Source organism: Luteimonas sp. e5, from assembly GCF_054031035.1.
This window is the reverse complement of record NZ_JBSTRX010000003.1, coordinates 411037-426150: the sequence shown is the minus strand read 5'-3', so window position 1 is coordinate 426150 and position 15114 is coordinate 411037. Positions and strand designations below refer to the sequence as shown.

Annotated in this window: 16 protein-coding genes; 14 read left to right on the top strand and 2 right to left on the bottom strand. The window is 65.7% G+C overall.

Going from position 1 to position 15114, the window contains the following annotated elements; all coding sequences use genetic code 11:
• The first annotated feature begins 64 nt into the window (after positions 1-64).
• The 13 genes from ACW11F_RS11070 (at position 65) to ACW11F_RS11010 (ending at position 11507) form a co-directional block, all read left to right on the top strand.
• Positions 65-1552 (top strand): TadE/TadG family type IV pilus assembly protein, encoded by a 1488-nt coding sequence (locus ACW11F_RS11070; protein ID WP_456996967.1) that lies wholly within the window; start codon positions 65-67, stop codon positions 1550-1552.
• The gene (locus tag ACW11F_RS11065; protein WP_456996966.1) at positions 1549-2352 is read left to right on the top strand and encodes a hypothetical protein; all 804 of its coding nucleotides are present in this window, start codon (positions 1549-1551) and stop codon (positions 2350-2352) included. The genes ACW11F_RS11070 and ACW11F_RS11065 overlap by 4 nt, the downstream gene beginning before the upstream one ends.
• Complete coding sequence (locus tag ACW11F_RS11060; protein WP_456996964.1) at positions 2349-3179, top strand: TadE/TadG family type IV pilus assembly protein; 831 nt, start codon at positions 2349-2351, stop codon at positions 3177-3179. Before ACW11F_RS11065 ends, ACW11F_RS11060 begins: the two co-directional genes overlap by 4 nt.
• Positions 3160-3849, top strand: coding sequence for a hypothetical protein (locus tag ACW11F_RS11055; RefSeq protein WP_456996962.1), 690 nt, complete (start codon positions 3160-3162; stop codon positions 3847-3849). Before ACW11F_RS11060 ends, ACW11F_RS11055 begins: the two co-directional genes overlap by 20 nt.
• A gap of 4 nt (positions 3850-3853) precedes the next feature.
• Positions 3854-4036, top strand: coding sequence for a hypothetical protein (locus ACW11F_RS11050; protein ID WP_456996961.1), 183 nt, complete (start codon positions 3854-3856; stop codon positions 4034-4036).
• A gap of 13 nt (positions 4037-4049) precedes the next feature.
• Positions 4050-4880: a Flp pilus assembly protein CpaB gene (gene cpaB / locus ACW11F_RS11045; protein WP_456996960.1), complete on the top strand. Its 831-nt coding sequence runs from the start codon at positions 4050-4052 to the stop codon at positions 4878-4880.
• A 2-nt stretch (positions 4881-4882) separates the two neighbouring features.
• A complete protein-coding gene (locus ACW11F_RS11040; RefSeq protein ID WP_456996959.1) occupies positions 4883-6409 on the top strand; it encodes a type II and III secretion system protein family protein in 1527 nt (508 codons plus the stop codon).
• Between the two features lies 1 nt (position 6410).
• A complete protein-coding gene (locus tag ACW11F_RS11035) occupies positions 6411-8129 on the top strand; it encodes an ATPase, T2SS/T4P/T4SS family (protein ID WP_456996958.1) in 1719 nt (572 codons plus the stop codon).
• Positions 8129-8977 carry a type II secretion system F family protein gene (locus ACW11F_RS11030; RefSeq protein ID WP_456996957.1) on the top strand — a complete coding sequence of 283 codons (849 nt, stop codon included), beginning with the start codon at positions 8129-8131 and terminating at the stop codon, positions 8975-8977. The genes ACW11F_RS11035 and ACW11F_RS11030 overlap by 1 nt, the downstream gene beginning before the upstream one ends.
• Positions 8978-8981: 4 nt before the next feature.
• Positions 8982-9872, top strand: a complete 891-nt coding sequence (locus ACW11F_RS11025; protein ID WP_456996956.1) for a type II secretion system F family protein — start codon at positions 8982-8984, stop codon at positions 9870-9872.
• On the top strand, positions 9869-10243 hold the full coding sequence (locus ACW11F_RS11020) for a DUF192 domain-containing protein (protein ID WP_456996955.1): 375 nt from the start codon (positions 9869-9871) through the stop codon (positions 10241-10243). Before ACW11F_RS11025 ends, ACW11F_RS11020 begins: the two co-directional genes overlap by 4 nt.
• Positions 10240-10962 (top strand): TadE/TadG family type IV pilus assembly protein, encoded by a 723-nt coding sequence (locus ACW11F_RS11015; protein ID WP_456996954.1) that lies wholly within the window; start codon positions 10240-10242, stop codon positions 10960-10962. The genes ACW11F_RS11020 and ACW11F_RS11015 overlap by 4 nt, the downstream gene beginning before the upstream one ends.
• Before the next feature lie 62 nt (positions 10963-11024).
• The gene (locus ACW11F_RS11010; RefSeq protein WP_456996953.1) at positions 11025-11507 is read left to right on the top strand and encodes an MgtC/SapB family protein; all 483 of its coding nucleotides are present in this window, start codon (positions 11025-11027) and stop codon (positions 11505-11507) included.
• 237 nt (positions 11508-11744) lie between these two features.
• Here ACW11F_RS11010 and polA read toward each other — a convergent pair whose 3' ends face one another.
• Positions 11745-14495 (bottom strand): DNA polymerase I, encoded by a 2751-nt coding sequence (gene polA / locus ACW11F_RS11005; RefSeq protein WP_456996952.1) that lies wholly within the window; start codon positions 14493-14495, stop codon positions 11745-11747.
• Positions 14496-14564: 69 nt separating this feature from the next.
• On the opposite strand from polA, the gene ACW11F_RS11000 reads away from it, so the two are divergent.
• Entirely contained in the window at positions 14565-14837 is a 273-nt protein-coding gene (locus ACW11F_RS11000) for a DUF2782 domain-containing protein (RefSeq protein WP_456996951.1), read from the top strand.
• Positions 14838-14868: 31 nt separating this feature from the next.
• On the opposite strand, the gene ACW11F_RS10995 is transcribed toward ACW11F_RS11000, so the two are convergent.
• A complete protein-coding gene (locus ACW11F_RS10995) occupies positions 14869-15099 on the bottom strand; it encodes a hypothetical protein (RefSeq protein ID WP_456996950.1) in 231 nt (76 codons plus the stop codon).
• Positions 15100-15114 lie beyond the last annotated feature (15 nt).

Genomic DNA, 15114 nt, shown 5'->3' with positions numbered 1-15114 from the left:
TACCCCCGCCCCGGGGTCGGCAGGATGCCGGCCCCGGGCGCGAGCCTTTCCCCCGGGGCTTGCCATGAACACAACGTGCGTGCATCGCCGCCAGCAGCGGGGCCAGTCCCTGCCTCTGGTGCTGATCTTCCTGCTGGTGCTGTGCATCGGCTTGCTGGTGGTATTCAACACCGGCCAGATCGTCAACAAGAAGGTCGAGCTGACTAATACCGCGGATGCCGCCGCCTACAGCGTCGCCGTGCAGCAGGCGCGCGCCTGGAACACGGCGGCGTACATGAATCGCGGTCGCATCGCCAATGAAGTCACCGTGGCGCAGCTGGTCAGCCTCAATTCGTGGGCGACGCAGATCAACGTCACCGCCTACAACGTGGAGCTGGTCTCCAACATATTGAGCACGGTGCCCTATGTGGGGGCCGCTTTCCGTGCCTTGGCGCGCGTGGCCAGGATCGCCGATCGCCAGGTGATGCGCCCGTTGCGCCAGGTCCTGCGTGAAGGGTCCGACCCGTTGATCACGCTTCTGGATCAACTCAACAGCGGTTACGCGCATACCGCGGAAATCGCGATCGACTACGTTTCCACCGCCGATGCCCTGTTCGTGGCGAATGACGTGGTGGAGAGGAACTCGCCCCAGGCGCAGGTATCCACGCACTCGATGGCCAGACTGATGCAGCAGGTCCAAGCCTCGAAATCCGACTGGCTGGAAGAGTTCAAGGTCCCCGGTACCCGGGGTGCGGTTTCCACCGGCGGCGAGCGCTACCGCAATCTGGTGATGGAATCGCGCGACCGATTCACCGTTTCCCGGCGTGATGATGCGATGCTGTTCGGCATTTTCGGCTTCCGCGCCTATGGCGGCACCGACATGGTGGACTACCGGCGCTGGTCGGCGGTGGACACCAACAATTTCGAAGTCGATCTGTGGGTGATCGATTTCAAGATTCCGGTTGGCTGGGCGGGCGCGCAGGCTCTGCCAAGGAACTGGGGTACCACGACACCGTTTTTCCCCGGCATGGACAATGGCCGCGGCTGGTATTCGGACTTCCAGCGCCGGCGTTTGCCTGCCTATGGCGGCTTGCGGAGCCGGGATGTGGCCGCACGCCTGGCGGAAAGGGATCCCGGCGGTTCGCTGGTCGGCGGCCAGCGCCAGCATGCGTATTTCACCGGCTACAACAACGGCATCGCACACGACTACCACGACCTGCGCCGCGACCGGGCCACGACGCCGGGCGAAGGTCCCGTGTTCACCGTCGAAGTGGAGACCCGGAGCAGCCAGGTGCGCACCAGCGATCGCATCGAGGGCATGCCTGCGGGGCGAATGGAGATGCCCGACGGCAGCCGCGGCAACCGGTTGAAGGCGCTGTCCAGCGCACAGGTCTATTTCAACCGTCCGCTGCACTTCCGCGATGGCCGCATGTTCCAGCGCTTCGTGCGCGGTCGGCGCGATGATCGTTACGAGATGGGCAGCCTGTTCAGCCCCTACTGGCAGGCGCGGCTGGTGGATACGCCCGACGCGATCAAGAACGAATTCAACCTGGTCGGCGGGGTGATGCCATGACTGCAGGACAGGCGCGGATCTTCGGTCCGTTGATTGCGGCGGCTGCCGCGCTGGCCGCCTGCTCGGCGCAGGCGCCTGCGGCAGCTGTCGATGCCGATATCGCCAGCGGCACGGATACGGGCACGGGGAAAAACTCCGGCAAGGGCAACAGCCTGCATGCGGTGTACTGGGGTCGCTGGGTACGTGCCGATGGCGACCCTGACGCGATCCGCAGCTACAACGAAAGGGTGCGCATCTGTCAGGCCGCCGGCCTCGGGGTCAAGCCGCTTTCGGACAGTGACGTCGAAAAGCTCGGCAAGCAGCACTACGAGCGCTGGATGGACGCGCAGCGCAACGTGGTCGTGACCCATGGCTGGGAACTGGCATCGGCACCGGGCGACAGCCTTGCGGCGTCCTGCCAGTTCTCCCTGCAGGAGAAAAAGACCGTCGATGGACTGGATGCGAGCTGGGAGATCCATCCCGTTGCTGCCGACACGCTGGCATCGATCCACCAGCAGAACATCGCCGCGGGCTGGACCCGGGAGGGCGTCAAGACCGTGCTGGGCCAGCCCTGCGTGGTCTGGGTGAAGGGTGGAAACCGGCTTTGCCTGCTGGACGCCCCGCAGCTCGGGTTCGTGGACGACGTGCGCGTGCATGAGAACTGCGCCATGACCGGCGATGCCGGCGTCGAAGCGACGTTGGCCCTGGAGCACGTCCAGGCCGAGGAGAAGCGACATTGCGAATTCAAGGTCGAATCGATCGAGCTCGGTCAGCCGCTGGATGCCTCGCAATGGCAGGCAGCGGCGAGGGGGGCCGAATGAAAGCGCCCGCCAATACCCGTTATCGCCAGCGCGGTCAGGCGATGGCCGAGTTCGCGGTCGCCTGCGTGGTGCTGGTGCCGCTGTTCCTGCTGATTCCGATCGTCGCCAAGTACGGCCATATCCGCCAACAGTCGCAACAGGCCACGCGCAACGCCGCATGGGCGATGACCGCCAGCGATTCGCATTCGCTGGAAAGCGCGCAGCAACTGCGGGCGCAGGCGGTGGATCGCAACTTTGCGCGTGCCGACCGGCCGATCAGGAGCACGCCGGAGCAGGATCAGGGCGACGAGTTCGAGTCGCTCATGCTCAACACCTTCTCCGGGCGCAAGCTGGTGTTGCGCGAAGACCTGCACGTGACCGGTGCCAGTGAACGGCAAGGGCCCGGTCTGTTGGCGCGGATTTTCGGGGCACTGCCCAGCCAGTTGCCCGGCGAGTTCCCGCCCAACCGCAACGGTTACGTGGAGGTCACCACGCGCATCGATGTGCGCAATCTGCAAGGCCGAGACGGTCAGCCGGCACGCTATCTGGCGCCGTTCGACAACCTCGGCCTGCAGATGAACGGGCGGCAAGTGCTGTTCGTGGATGCCTGGAACGCAGCCGGCAGCGGCGTCGGGCAGACCGGCAGCAACCATCGGCGCAGCGTGATGCGCCAGGTTGACACCCTGGTGCCGGCGAGCAACCTGCGCGAGATCAACCGCGGCCTGGATGCCATCGGCAGCATCCCGCTGCCGATCATCGGCAGGCTCGATGACCTTGACCTCGGCTATGTCGAGCCGGACATCGTGCCCGAAGACAGGCTGAAGCGTTATGCGCCGCGCTCGCCTTGAATCAGCCGCCGCCGCGGTGCTGGTCACGCTCGGCATGCTGGCTGCCATGCCGTCGGCGCTGGCGGCCAGTGGCTGGGTCGACGTGCCGCTGCCGGAAGGGGCGCGCGTGCAATGGGTGTCCAGCGACATGCGCTACAACGGGCTGCAGATGCAGGCCTATCGCGTTCGTCTGCAGCAACCGCTGGCCGAAGTGCTCGACTTCTATCGGCGCCGTCGTGGCGACAAGCTGGTGGAAAACCGCATCGGCAAGAAGACCGTGCTCGGCTACATGCAGGGTTCGCACTTCGTCACCGTGGAATTGTCGGCGCTTGCCGGGCGCACCGAAGGCCAGATCGGGATCATGAAGATGCCCGCGCGCCAGCCCAGGCCTGCCGGCCAGGGCTTCGAAAAGCCGGGTGATACCCGCGTGTACGAGGAAATCGTGTACCGCGACATTGCCGGTCATCCGGCCACCCTGCGCATGGGCAACCGCCTTTCGCCGTACCAGAACCAGCAGTTCTATCGGCGCAAGTACCTGCGCGAAGGCTATGCCGACGCGAGTGCCGGTGCGCGCTGCAGCGTGAGCAGCGAAACCTGTGTCGCGCATTACCAGAAAGGCGACCGACAGGCATCGGTGACCACCATCCGCAACGAGCGGGAAACCATGGTCATGGTGATCCGCAAGGACTGAATGCATGAAAAGTTCGAACAGGCGGCAGACCGGTCAGGCGGTCGTCGAATACACCGTGGTGCTGGCGGCCGTCGTGATCGTGCTGCTGGCGCGGCCGGACGTGATCACCGAACTGGTCGAGGCCATGAAGTCGGTTTACGAGGCCTTCGTCTACGCCATTTCCCTTTCTTCCATCCCGTTCACCTGATCCGCTGACTTCCATGCAGAAACCCAAGATAAGCCGCAACCTGCTGTACATCATCGGCGCCGTCGTGCTGGCCGGGATCGCCTCCATGCTGGCGATGACCTATGTGCAGAAAACGGTGGCCGAGAAAACCCGCGACGACACCGTGACCGTCGACGTGGCGGTACCCAACGACGACCTGCCGGCCGGCACCGTGCTGACCGCGGAGATGCTTTCCCTGCGCAGTGTTCCGGCCGACCTGGTGCCGAGCAACGCACTGACACCCGAGAACTACGATCGCTTCACCGGGCGCATGTTGCGTGCGGACATCCGCGGCGGGGTGCCGATCAGCAGCGGTGCGCTGGTACCGCTTTACGAAACGTTTTCCAGTCTGATCCCCGAGGGCAAGGTTGCCTACAACCTGAGCGTCGACGAGAACAACTCGATCTCCGGCATGGTCGCCCCCGGCGACTGGATCGACATCTTCTTCCTCAAGGATGGCAGCGCCGGTGCCGATGACAGGCGTGGCGCACGGCTGTTCCCGCTGTTGCAGAAAATCCGCGTGCTCGCCACCGGCGTCAAGGTGAGGGACGCGGTGCACGGCAGCGGCAGCGACGAGGAGCAGGACGGTTATTCCACGCTCACGCTCGAACTTGACCAGTACCAGGCCAAGCAACTGGCCGTGGCCAGCAAGGCCGGTGCGCTGCGCGTGCTGTTGCGCAAGCTCGACGACGACTCGCCCGGTACCGCCAACGGCCTGACCGAGCGCGATCTGCTGCACTCGCTGGGCGAGGGCATGCCCGGGCGCAGTGCCGGCAGCCGTGCGGTGCGCAGCGTTGAATTCATCATCGGAAGTTCCAAAGGTTGAACATGAAACACGTTGAATCCCGTGCCGCACGTGCGCGGACGCGTCGCCGTTTGCGCAGCGCATGCCTGATCGCGTTGCTTGCGTTGCCGCTCCCGGTGTGGGCGGCGGAAATGCCGTATGCCGGTCCCGAGCAGGCGCCACCGGAAGCACAGGCCGCGGCTTCGGCCGAGCAGAAGCTGGGCGAGGCCTTGCGCAACATCGGCCAGCCGATGATCCAGGAGCTTCCCGCGCGCAGCTCGCGGACAGTTGCAGGCGAGGCCGTGGCCTCGCAGGCCAGCATGATGCCCGACCACGTGGACCTGTATGCCGGCGAAGCGCGGGTGCATCGCGTGAGCGGCACCATTCGCCGCGTGGCGATCGGCAATGGCGACGTGTTGGCGGTGCATACCGTCGGTCGCAACGAAGTGGTGATGATCGGCACCTCCGCGGGTGAAACCAACATGCACCTGTGGATGGCCGATGGCAGCCAGCGCTCGATCACGGTCAGCGTGTCCACCGGCAGTGCCAGCCAGCTGGCGCGGACCGTGCGCGAACTGCTGGCGGACGAGCGGGTCACGGTCGCGGCGATCGGCGCCAACGTGGTGGTGTCGGGCCGCGATCTGGATCAGGGTCTGGTCGAACGTGTTGACGCCTTGCGCAAGCTGTATCCGCAGATCGTGAATCTCGGCACCACCGATCCGGTGGCGATGAAGCCGATGGTGCGGCTCGACGTCAAGATCATGGAGTTCAACCGCAATGCACTGGAAGAGCTGGGCATCCGCTGGGACACCGCCATTGCCGGGCCGCTGGGCGCGTTGATCAAGGACACCACCACCAACCCGTATTTCCGCGTGATGCCGAAGGGCGATGACACCTTCCAGGACCTCAAGGACACCTTGCCCACGCGCTTGCCCGGCACCCAGGCCTACTTCGGTATCGCCACCTCGATCGCCTCCAGCATCAACCTGCTGATGAGCCAGGGCAAGGCATGGATCCTGGCCGAGCCGCAGCTGAGTTCCAAGAGCGGCGAGTCGGCCAAGTTCCTTGCCGGTGGCGAGGTGCCGATTCCGGTTCCGGGGCCGTTTGGCCAGAACACGATCATGTTCAAGGAATACGGCGTGCGCCTTGAAATCCAGCCGGTGGTCAACGAGCGTGGAGAGATCTCCACCGGGATCATGGCCGAGGTCAGCCGCATCGATCCCTCGGTGACGGTGCAGGGCGTGCCCGGGCTGCTGACCCGGCGCACCGAATCCCACCTGAACGTGCGCGAAGGTGAAACCATCGTGGTGTCCGGCCTCGTCGATACCAATGCGGCGAAGTCGGCGGACAAGTTCCCGTTCCTCGGTGACATTCCGATCCTCGGCCGCCTGTTCCGCTCCGACGGTTTCCGCGGCAGCCGCACCGAAATGGTGGTGTTCGTCACCCCGCGGGTGGTGATGCCCGGATCGCAGGAGAACCAGGACGGACTGCAGCGTGGCGAGGAGATCCGCCGCAGCCTGGAAGAAAGCACCAGCCGGCGCCAGCAGCGCATGATCCAGAGGCAGCGCTGAGATGTTCAAGATCGACATCCAGGTGCCCGGTGGCGAGGGGCGAAGGATCGAATGCATGCATGCCGAGTGCGGCATCGGGCGTGACGATGCCAATCTGGTGATCCTGCAAGGCTGGACCATCGCCGCCAAGCACGCCACGCTGAGCAAGGACGAAACCGGCGTCTACCTGCTGCCGTTGGGGGGCAAGGCACCGATCCTGATCAATGGCACGCGGGTGGTGAAACGGCATGGACCGATCTCGGCCAACGACCTGATCCAGATCGGCGATTACCGTCTGAGCGTGAGCAGCAACAGCGAGCGCACGCGCGAGCAACGGCCACCTGCAGCAGCGCCTCCGGCGGCGCAGCCCGCGGTGGCCGATGCGGCCGTGGCGGCGTCCGGCCAGGAGCCGGCTGCGGGGGGTGCCATCGCATTGACCAAGGCCGGCGTGGATGAGGCGGAGGTCAACCTGTGGCGCAGCCGCGTGCATGCGGCGCTGGTGCGACAGATGGACCTGCGCCGGGTGGACGTGCGCAGCATGAGCGAGGAATCGCTGCGCGATACCACCATCAACCTGATCAGCGAGATCCTGCAACAGGATTTCGCCGACCTGCCCAAGAGCATCAACCCGCGCAAGCTGGCCAAGGAAGTGCTGGACGAGGCGATCGGGCTGGGGCCGCTGGAAGACCTGATCGAAGATCCGACGGTGACCGAGATCATGGTCAACGCGCATGACCAGATCTTCGTCGAGCGTGATGGACGCATCCAGCGTTCAGAAGTGACGTTCACCACCGAGCGTGCCGCGCTGGCCGCGATCGAGCGCATCGTGACGCCGCTGGGCCGGCGCATCGACGAAAGTTCGCCGCTGGTCGATGCGCGCCTGAAGGACGGCTCGCGCGTCAACGCGGTGATTCCGCCGGTGGCGCTGCGCGGGCCGAGCATCAGCATCCGCAAGTTCGCCAAGCGCAAGCTGGTCGGCGAGGACCTGATCAAGTTCGATTCGCTGAACCGGCAGATGCTGGAGTTCCTCATCATCGCCGTGCGCGAGCGCAAGAACATCGTGGTGTCCGGCGGTACCGGCTCGGGCAAGACCACCTTGCTCAACATCCTGTCGAACTTCATCCCCGAGCACGAACGCGTGGTGACGATCGAGGATGCCGCCGAACTGAAACTGGTGCAGCCCAATCTGGTCGCGCTGGAAGCGCGCCCGGCGAACATGGAAGGGCGCGGCCAGATCACCATCCGCGACCTGGTCAAGAATGCCCTGCGCATGCGCCCCGACCGCATCGTGGTCGGCGAGTGTCGCGGCGGCGAGGCGCTGGACATGCTGCAGGCGATGAACACCGGCCACGAAGGCTCGTTGACCACCGCGCACGCCAACAATCCGCGGGAAACGCTGTCCCGTCTGGAGGTGATGGTGATGATGGCGGGGATGGAGTTGCCGATGGTGGTGGTGCGCGAGCAGATCGCCTCGGCGGTCGACCTGATCGTGCACCAGCGGCGTTATCCCTGCGGCTCGCGCAAGGTGAGCCACATCACCGAGATCACCGGGGTGGAAAGCGGCACCATCCAGATGCAGGACGTGTTCCTGTTCAAGCCCAGCACCTATCACGGGCAGAACGGCAAGGTCGAAGGCCGCTTCATCGCCACCGGCGCGGTGCCGGAGTTCTACGAAGACCTGGCCCAGCGCGGCGTGGCGGTCAACCTCGACATCTTCAAGAACCAGGTGGAGGAACGCTGATGTCGCCCTGGGTCATCGGCATCGCGGTGTTCGTCTGCATCGCACTGGCGATGTTCCTGGTGGCGCGCGCCAGTGAAACCTTCATGGCGCGCTACCGCGAGAACTTCATGGACCAGGCGCGGCTGAACCTCGCCGACATGTTCATGTTCATGGATACCACGCAGCTGTTCATCTTCAATGGCGTCGCCCTGCTGGTGGTGCCGTTGCTGGTGCTGTTGTTCACCGGCAGCCTGCTTTTTGCCGGCATCGCGCTGGTGCTGCTGCTGGTGCTGCCGAAGAAGCTGTACGTGTGGATGCGCCAGCGGCGGTTGAACAAGATCCAGGAGCAGTTGCCCGATGCGCTGCAGATGCTGGCCGGCAGCATGCGCGCGGGGGTGGGGTTTGCCCCGGCGCTGGAAGTGCTGGTCAAGGATGGTCAGGCACCGCTGGCACAGGAACTGGCGCTGGTGCTGCGCGAGCAGCACATGGGCGTGCGTACCGAGGAGGCACTGGAGCACTTCAGCGAGCGCGTGCCGATCGTCGACGCCAAGCTGTTCGTTTCGGCGGTGAACATCTCGCGCGAGATCGGCGGCAATCTGGCCGAGAGCCTGTCCACCCTGGCCGAGACGCTGAGGCGGCGCCTGATCATGGAAAACAAGGTCAAGGCGCTGACCGCGCAAGGCCGACTGCAGGGCATCGTGATGGCACTGCTGCCGGTGATGCTGATCGCCTACCTGACCCTGATGTACTCCGACACCATGCAGCCGATGTTCGATTCCTGGCATGGCTGGCTGGTGATCGGCATCTGCGCGGTGATGGAGTACCTCGGCTATCGCCTGTGCCGCAAGATCATGACCATCGACGTCTGACATGATGACCGTACTGCCCATCGTCGTTGCGCTGCTGGTCGGAATCGCGGTGTTCCTGATCCTCGCTGCTTCACGCGGGATCGTGCGCGAGGTCGAGCTTGACGACCGCAGCTATCAGGACCCGCTGCCGGCACCGCTGCGCATGCTGTGGCCACTGGTGACCATGGCCACCCGCTTCGTCGCACCGCGGCTGAAGACCACGCAACTGGAAAAGACCCACCGCCTGCTGCAGGCCTCCGGGCAGGACTACCTGCTCACGCCCGAGGAGCTGTACGGCATGCGCATCGTCAGCGCCATCATCGCCGTGCTGATGCTGCTGTTCTGCGTGTTGATGCTGGGCAAGTGGTCGTTTGTCACGGTGTTGTTCTGCGTGTTGTTCGGTACCGTGCTGGGGGTCAGCTACCCGCTGATCTGGGTCCGCGACCGGCGCAAGGTGCGCGAGCGGCGGGTGGTGCGCGAACTGCCGGTGTATCTGGACTTCATCACCATGGCGGTGGAAGCCGGACTCAACATCACCGGCGCGATCGAGAAATCGGTGGAAAAAGGGCCGCCGGGGCCGATGGGTGACGAGTTCTCGCGCATGCTGCGCGACTTGCGTGCCGGCCTGCCGCGGGCCGAAGCGCTCAAGCGCATGGCCGCGCGCATGGATGTGCCGCAGGTGACCAATTTCACCAGCGCATTGATCCAGGCGGACAAGGTCGGCGCGAATCTGAGCGACACGCTGCGCGCGCAGGCCACGCAGCGACGCGAGGAGCGCTTCCTGCGTGCCGAGAAGCTCGCGCTGGAGGCACCGGTGAAGATGATGCTGCCACTGGTGATGTTTTTCTTCCCGCTGATCTTCCTGTTCATCGGCTACTTCATCTATCTGAAGATGCTGCAGGAAGGCATCCTGTGAAGGTCGGGGCGATCACTGCCGGCGATGGGGGCCGCGTGATCGTGCCGACGGCGTGGCTGGCCGACCGCTGGCATTCGCGCATGCGCGGCCTGCTCGGTCGCCGACCGCTGCACACCGAGGCGCGCGAGGCGCTGTGGATCCACCCGTGCGGCTCGGTGCATACCTTCGGCATGGGCTATGCGCTTGACCTGGTGTTCCTCGACCGCGAACGGCGCGTATGCGGCTGGCGCGAGCGGGTGCGCCCGGGACGATTCGCCGCCTGTCGCAAGGCACGCCATGTCATCGAGTTCAATGCCGGGGCCCTTGATCGGCTGCAGCCGGGCATCGGCCATCCGTGGCATTGGCAATCCCGAAAGGAGCATTTCGCATGATTCGCCATCGCACCGCGCCGGGTCGGCTCCGCACGCCGTCCGCGTATCGCCAGCGGGGCCAGTCGGCCACCGAATTCCTCGTCGTGGTTCCCGTGCTGCTGCTGCTGATCCTGGGCATCGTGCAGATGGTGCTGCTGTATCGCGCCAAGGCGACGCTGGACTATGCCGCGCTGGAAGCGGCGCGTGCCGGCGCGGTGCACGGTGCGCGCATGGATGAAATGCACAAGGGGCTGAAGCAGGGCTTGATGCCGCTGTACACCACCAGCAAGGGCGCGGCGGGGCTGGCCAAGGCACGCCTGGCGCTGGAACAGGACTTCCTGCTGCACAAGCCGCGCATCGAAGTGATCAGCCCGACGCGCGCCGCCTGGAACGACCACCGCGAACGCCAGCATGACGGTCGCTGGGCACTGCCCAATGACAATCTCGCCTTCCGTTCGCGCAGCGTGGGCAGCGCCAGCGGGATGAACGTGCAGGACGCGAACATCCTGAAGATCAAGGTCACCTACGAATATCCGCTGATCGTTCCGTTCGTGGACCGCGTGCTGGCCGGCTTGTCCAGGGTGATCCGCTCCGACAGCCTGATCCCGCCCACGGAATTGACTGCGGACAACTCGCTGAAACGGAACTGGAGCCCATGGTCCAGTGCCACCTTCCGCCTGCCGATCGAAAGCACCGCGATCGTGCGCATGCAATCACCGATCCACGAGGGCGCATTGTGAGATGCGCACCCGGCCCAGCGGCCTCCACCTGACGCAGGAAAGCGCCATGGCATGATCGGGCCATGGACATGGTGCACGAAGTCATCGAGGTACTGGCGGAGGAGTTCTCGCTGCCGGATGCGGACAGTCTGACCCGGGTGCTGGTGCGGCTGTTGAGTGCGATGGTGCTCGGTGGGCTGATCGGCTGGGAGCGCGAGCGGGGCGGTCACCCCGCCGGCTTCCGCACGCACATGCTGGTGGCGATGGGCTCGGCGCTGTTCGTGATGGCGCCGCTGTTGATGGGCGTGGATGGCGCGCCGGTGACCCGTGTCATGCAGGGCATCGTGCAGGGCATCGGCTTCCTCGGTGCCGGTGCCATCCTCAAGAGCCGGCACGGCGAGCGCGTGCACGGTCTGACCACGGCGGCCGGCATCTGGCTGGCCGCCGCCATCGGCATGAGCGCGGGGCTTGGCCAGAACCTGCTGGCGCTGATCTCCACGGTGTTGGCCCTGATGGTGCTGGCGCTGCTGCCACGCTGGGCGCCGGAGCCGGAAAAGGAGCAATAAAAACCCCGCCGGAGGGGGGACCGGCGGGGCGGGGTTGGGAACGGATCTGGGGAGGGATGCCGTGTCCCGGGATCGACTCCAGGGGAGGGGAGCGATCGGTGGCAGGCGTTGCACCTGCCACGGGTGTTAGTTGAGCATTTTCTAGATGGATAGTTCCTGAACCGGGCCGTTAAGAAAGTGTTGTTTCCGGGGAATATTCACCTTCTGTTTAGCTGACGGCGCACGCCATGGCCCGACTCAGTGCGCTTCGTCCCAGTTGGCTCCGGTTCCGCTGTCGACCAGCAATGGCACGCGCAGCTGTGCGGCCTCGACCATGCGTGCGCTGACCGCCTGCTGCAGTTCGTCGACGAACCCGGCATCGGCTTCGAACACCAGTTCGTCATGCACCTGCAGCAGCATGCGTGCCTGCTCCCGGTGCGCCCCGAGCCAGGCATCGATGGTGATCATGGCGCGCTTGATGATGTCCGCGGCGGTGCCCTGCATCGGCGCATTGATCGCGGCGCGCTCGGCGCCGGCACGCTGCGCCTGGCTGCGCGCGTGGATGTAGGGCAGGTACAGGCGGCGGCCGAACACGGTTTCGACGTATCCCTGCTCGCGTGCCTGCGCGCGGGTGCGCTCCATGTAGTCGTGCACACCGGGATAGCGCGAGAAATACAGCGAGATGTAGTCCTGTGCCTCGCCGCGGCTGATGCCGAGCTGACGCGCCAGGCCGAATGCCCCCATGCCGTAGATCAGCCCGAAGTTGATCGCCTTGGCCGCGCGCCGCTGGTTGGCATCGATCTCGGCCAGCGGCGTGGCGAACACTTCCGCGGCGGTGGCGCGGTGGATGTCCTCGCCGCGTTCGAAGGCGCTGATCAGTGCCGGGTCCTGCGACAGGTGGGCCATGATGCGCAGCTCGATCTGCGAATAGTCGCAGGCCAGCAGCACGCGGCCGGGCGGGGCGATGAAGGCGCGGCGGATGCGTCGGCCATCCTCGCTGCGGATCGGGATGTTCTGCAGATTGGGATCGGAGGAGGCCAGGCGGCCGGTTGCGGCACCGGCCTGGTGGTAGCTGGTATGCAGCCGACCGGTATCCGGATTGATCATTTCCGGCAATTTCTCGGTATAGGTGCTGCGCAGCTTGGCCAGTGCACGGTAGTCGAGAATGGTGCGCGGCAGCTCGTGCTCGTCGGCGATCGCTTCGAGCGCTTCCTCGTTGGTGGAGGGTGCGCCGCCCGGGGTCTTCACCCGCGCTTCGAGGCCGAGCTCGTCGTACAGCAGGGCCGCCAGTTGCTTGGGCGAATCCAGATTGATGCTGCGTCCGGCCAGCCGCGTGGCCTGCTGCTGCGCCTCGAGCATGCGTTTGCCGAGATCGGCGGACTGCCGCCGCAGCTCCTCGGCATCGATCAGCACGCCGTTGGCCTCGATCCGCGCCAGCACCGGCAGCAGCGGCATCTCGATTTCGTCATAGATGCGCTGCAGGGAAGGTTCGGCAGCCAGCCGCGGCCGCTGCACGCGATCCAGGCGCAGGGTGATGTCGGCGTCCTGGCCGGCATAGCCGGTGGCATCCTCCAGCGCGACCTGGGTGAACGGAATCTGTTTGGCGCCTTTGCCGGCGACGTCGCTGTAGCGCACGGTGTCGATGCCGAGCAGGCGCTTGGCCTGCGAATCCATGTCGTGGCGTTGGCTCGAATCGAGCACGAAACTCTGCAGCAAGGTGTCCTGCTCCACGCCATGCACATCGAGGCCGTGGCGCTGCAGCACGTGCAGGTCGTACTTGCCGTTCTGCGCGATGCGCGTCTTGCCGGGATCGGCGAACAGCGGTTGCAGGGCGGCGATCACCTCGTCCAGCGGCAGTTGCGCCGGCGCACCCGGGTAGTCATGACCGAGCGGGATGTAGCAGCCGTGGCCGGGCTCGAGCGCGAGGCTGATGCCGACCAGGGTCGCGCGCAGCGGATCGAGGCTGTCGGTTTCGGTATCGAAGGCGAAGGCTTCGGCCGCCTGCAGGCGCTGCAGCCAGGCATCGAGCTGCGCGCGCTCGAGCACGGCTTCGTACTCGCCGGCGACGGCGAGCGCGGGATCGATGTCGGCCTCTGCGGTGGTGGCCGGGGCGGCGACGAAACCGCGCGCGGGCGTCGGGACGCGTGCGGCAGGCGCAGCGTCGTCGCCATCGAGTTCGCGCAGGGCCTGGTTGAAACCGTAATGCCGGTACAGCGCGCGCAAGGCGTCCTCGTCACGCTCGCGCGGGGCGAGGCTGGCGTGATCCTCGTCGAGCGCAAGATCGGTGCGGATGGTGGCCAGTTCCCGGTTCAGTGGCAGGCGCTGCAGCACCGCGCGCAGGTTGTCGCCGACCTTGCCCTTGATCGCCTCCGCGTTCTCGATCACGCCCTGCAGCGAACCGTACTGGTGCAGCCACTTGGCCGCGGTCTTCGGCCCGCATTTGTCCACCCCGGGGATGTTGTCGACCTTGTCGCCGACCAGCGACAGGTAATCGACGATGCGCTCGGGTGGCACGCCGAACTTTTCCTGCACCGCCGCGGCACTGTCCAGGCGGCTGCCGCTCATGGTGTTGACCAGGGTGACACCCGGGCGCACCAGTTGCGCCATGTCCTTGTCGCTGGTGGAGACGATCACTTCCACCCCGGCCTGCGCGGCCTGCAGCGCGAGGGTGCCGATCACGTCATCGGCTTCGACCCCCGGCTCGCGCAGGATCGGCAGGCCGAGCGCGGCGACGATCTGCATCAACGGCTCGACCTGCGCGCGCAACTCGTCCGGCATCGGCGGTCGGTTGGCCTTGTATTCGGGGTCCAGTTCGTCGCGGAAGGTCGGCCCGCTGGCATCCATCACGAAGGCGATGTAGTCCGGTGCCTGCTTGATATGCGCGCGCAGCATGTTGACCACGCCGAACAGCGCGCCGGTGGGTTCACCCGCCGCATTGGTCAGCGGCGGCAGCGCGTGGAAGGCGCGATACAGATAGGACGAACCATCGATCAGCACGAGCTTCTTCATGCCGCGATTCTACGCCCGGGGTGATTCCGCCCTGTGGTGTAATGCGCCAAGGCCCCGAGGAGGACCGTGATGAAGCTGTTGCCGCGATTGTTGCCACTCGTCCTGCTGGCCGCCTGCGCCAGCCATCCACCGCAACCGCCGGAGGGCGCGGAGCTGGCGGTGCGCACCGAAGCCAATGGCGACGTGATCGAGGAATACCGCGTCGGCGGCGTGTTGCGCATGGTCAAGATCACCCCGGTGCGCGGAGTGCCGTATTACCTTGTCGATCGCAATGGCGATGGCCGCCTGGATCAGCGGCCGCACGACCTGCCGGCGGTGTATTACAAGCTCTACAGCTGGTAGCGCGCCGCGCACGGCGGTTGCCGATGGCGCATCAGACGCGGTCGTCCAGCCCCTTGACGCCGGCGCAGCGCGCGCAATGGGCGCAGCAATAGAACACGCCACCGGCTTCCATGCCGTGCCCGATCACGCGGCACTGGCAATGTGCGCAGGTCGGCGCCATGGCGTGGATCGCGCATTCGAAGGAATCGAACACGCCGCGCTTGCCGGCCATCTCGATGCTGAAAGCCTTGTCGTAGTCATTGCCGCAGACGTCGCATTTCATCGTTCGTGCTCCAGG

Coding starts and splice junctions, on each gene's coding strand:
- ACW11F_RS11070 (WP_456996967.1), top strand. CDS start 65: ATGAACACAACGTGCGTGCATCGCCGCCAGCAGCGGGGCCAGTCCCTG.
- ACW11F_RS11065 (WP_456996966.1), top strand. CDS start 1,549: ATGACTGCAGGACAGGCGCGGATCTTCGGTCCGTTGATTGCGGCGGCT.
- ACW11F_RS11060 (WP_456996964.1), top strand. CDS start 2,349: ATGAAAGCGCCCGCCAATACCCGTTATCGCCAGCGCGGTCAGGCGATG.
- ACW11F_RS11055 (WP_456996962.1), top strand. CDS start 3,160: ATGCGCCGCGCTCGCCTTGAATCAGCCGCCGCCGCGGTGCTGGTCACG.
- ACW11F_RS11050 (WP_456996961.1), top strand. CDS start 3,854: ATGAAAAGTTCGAACAGGCGGCAGACCGGTCAGGCGGTCGTCGAATAC.
- cpaB (WP_456996960.1), top strand. CDS start 4,050: ATGCAGAAACCCAAGATAAGCCGCAACCTGCTGTACATCATCGGCGCC.
- ACW11F_RS11040 (WP_456996959.1), top strand. CDS start 4,883: ATGAAACACGTTGAATCCCGTGCCGCACGTGCGCGGACGCGTCGCCGT.
- ACW11F_RS11035 (WP_456996958.1), top strand. CDS start 6,411: ATGTTCAAGATCGACATCCAGGTGCCCGGTGGCGAGGGGCGAAGGATC.
- ACW11F_RS11030 (WP_456996957.1), top strand. CDS start 8,129: ATGTCGCCCTGGGTCATCGGCATCGCGGTGTTCGTCTGCATCGCACTG.
- ACW11F_RS11025 (WP_456996956.1), top strand. CDS start 8,982: ATGACCGTACTGCCCATCGTCGTTGCGCTGCTGGTCGGAATCGCGGTG.
- ACW11F_RS11015 (WP_456996954.1), top strand. CDS start 10,240: ATGATTCGCCATCGCACCGCGCCGGGTCGGCTCCGCACGCCGTCCGCG.
- ACW11F_RS11010 (WP_456996953.1), top strand. CDS start 11,025: ATGGACATGGTGCACGAAGTCATCGAGGTACTGGCGGAGGAGTTCTCG.
- polA (WP_456996952.1), bottom strand. CDS start 14,495: ATGAAGAAGCTCGTGCTGATCGATGGTTCGTCCTATCTGTATCGCGCC.
- ACW11F_RS11000 (WP_456996951.1), top strand. CDS start 14,565: ATGAAGCTGTTGCCGCGATTGTTGCCACTCGTCCTGCTGGCCGCCTGC.
- ACW11F_RS10995 (WP_456996950.1), bottom strand. CDS start 15,099: ATGAAATGCGACGTCTGCGGCAATGACTACGACAAGGCTTTCAGCATC.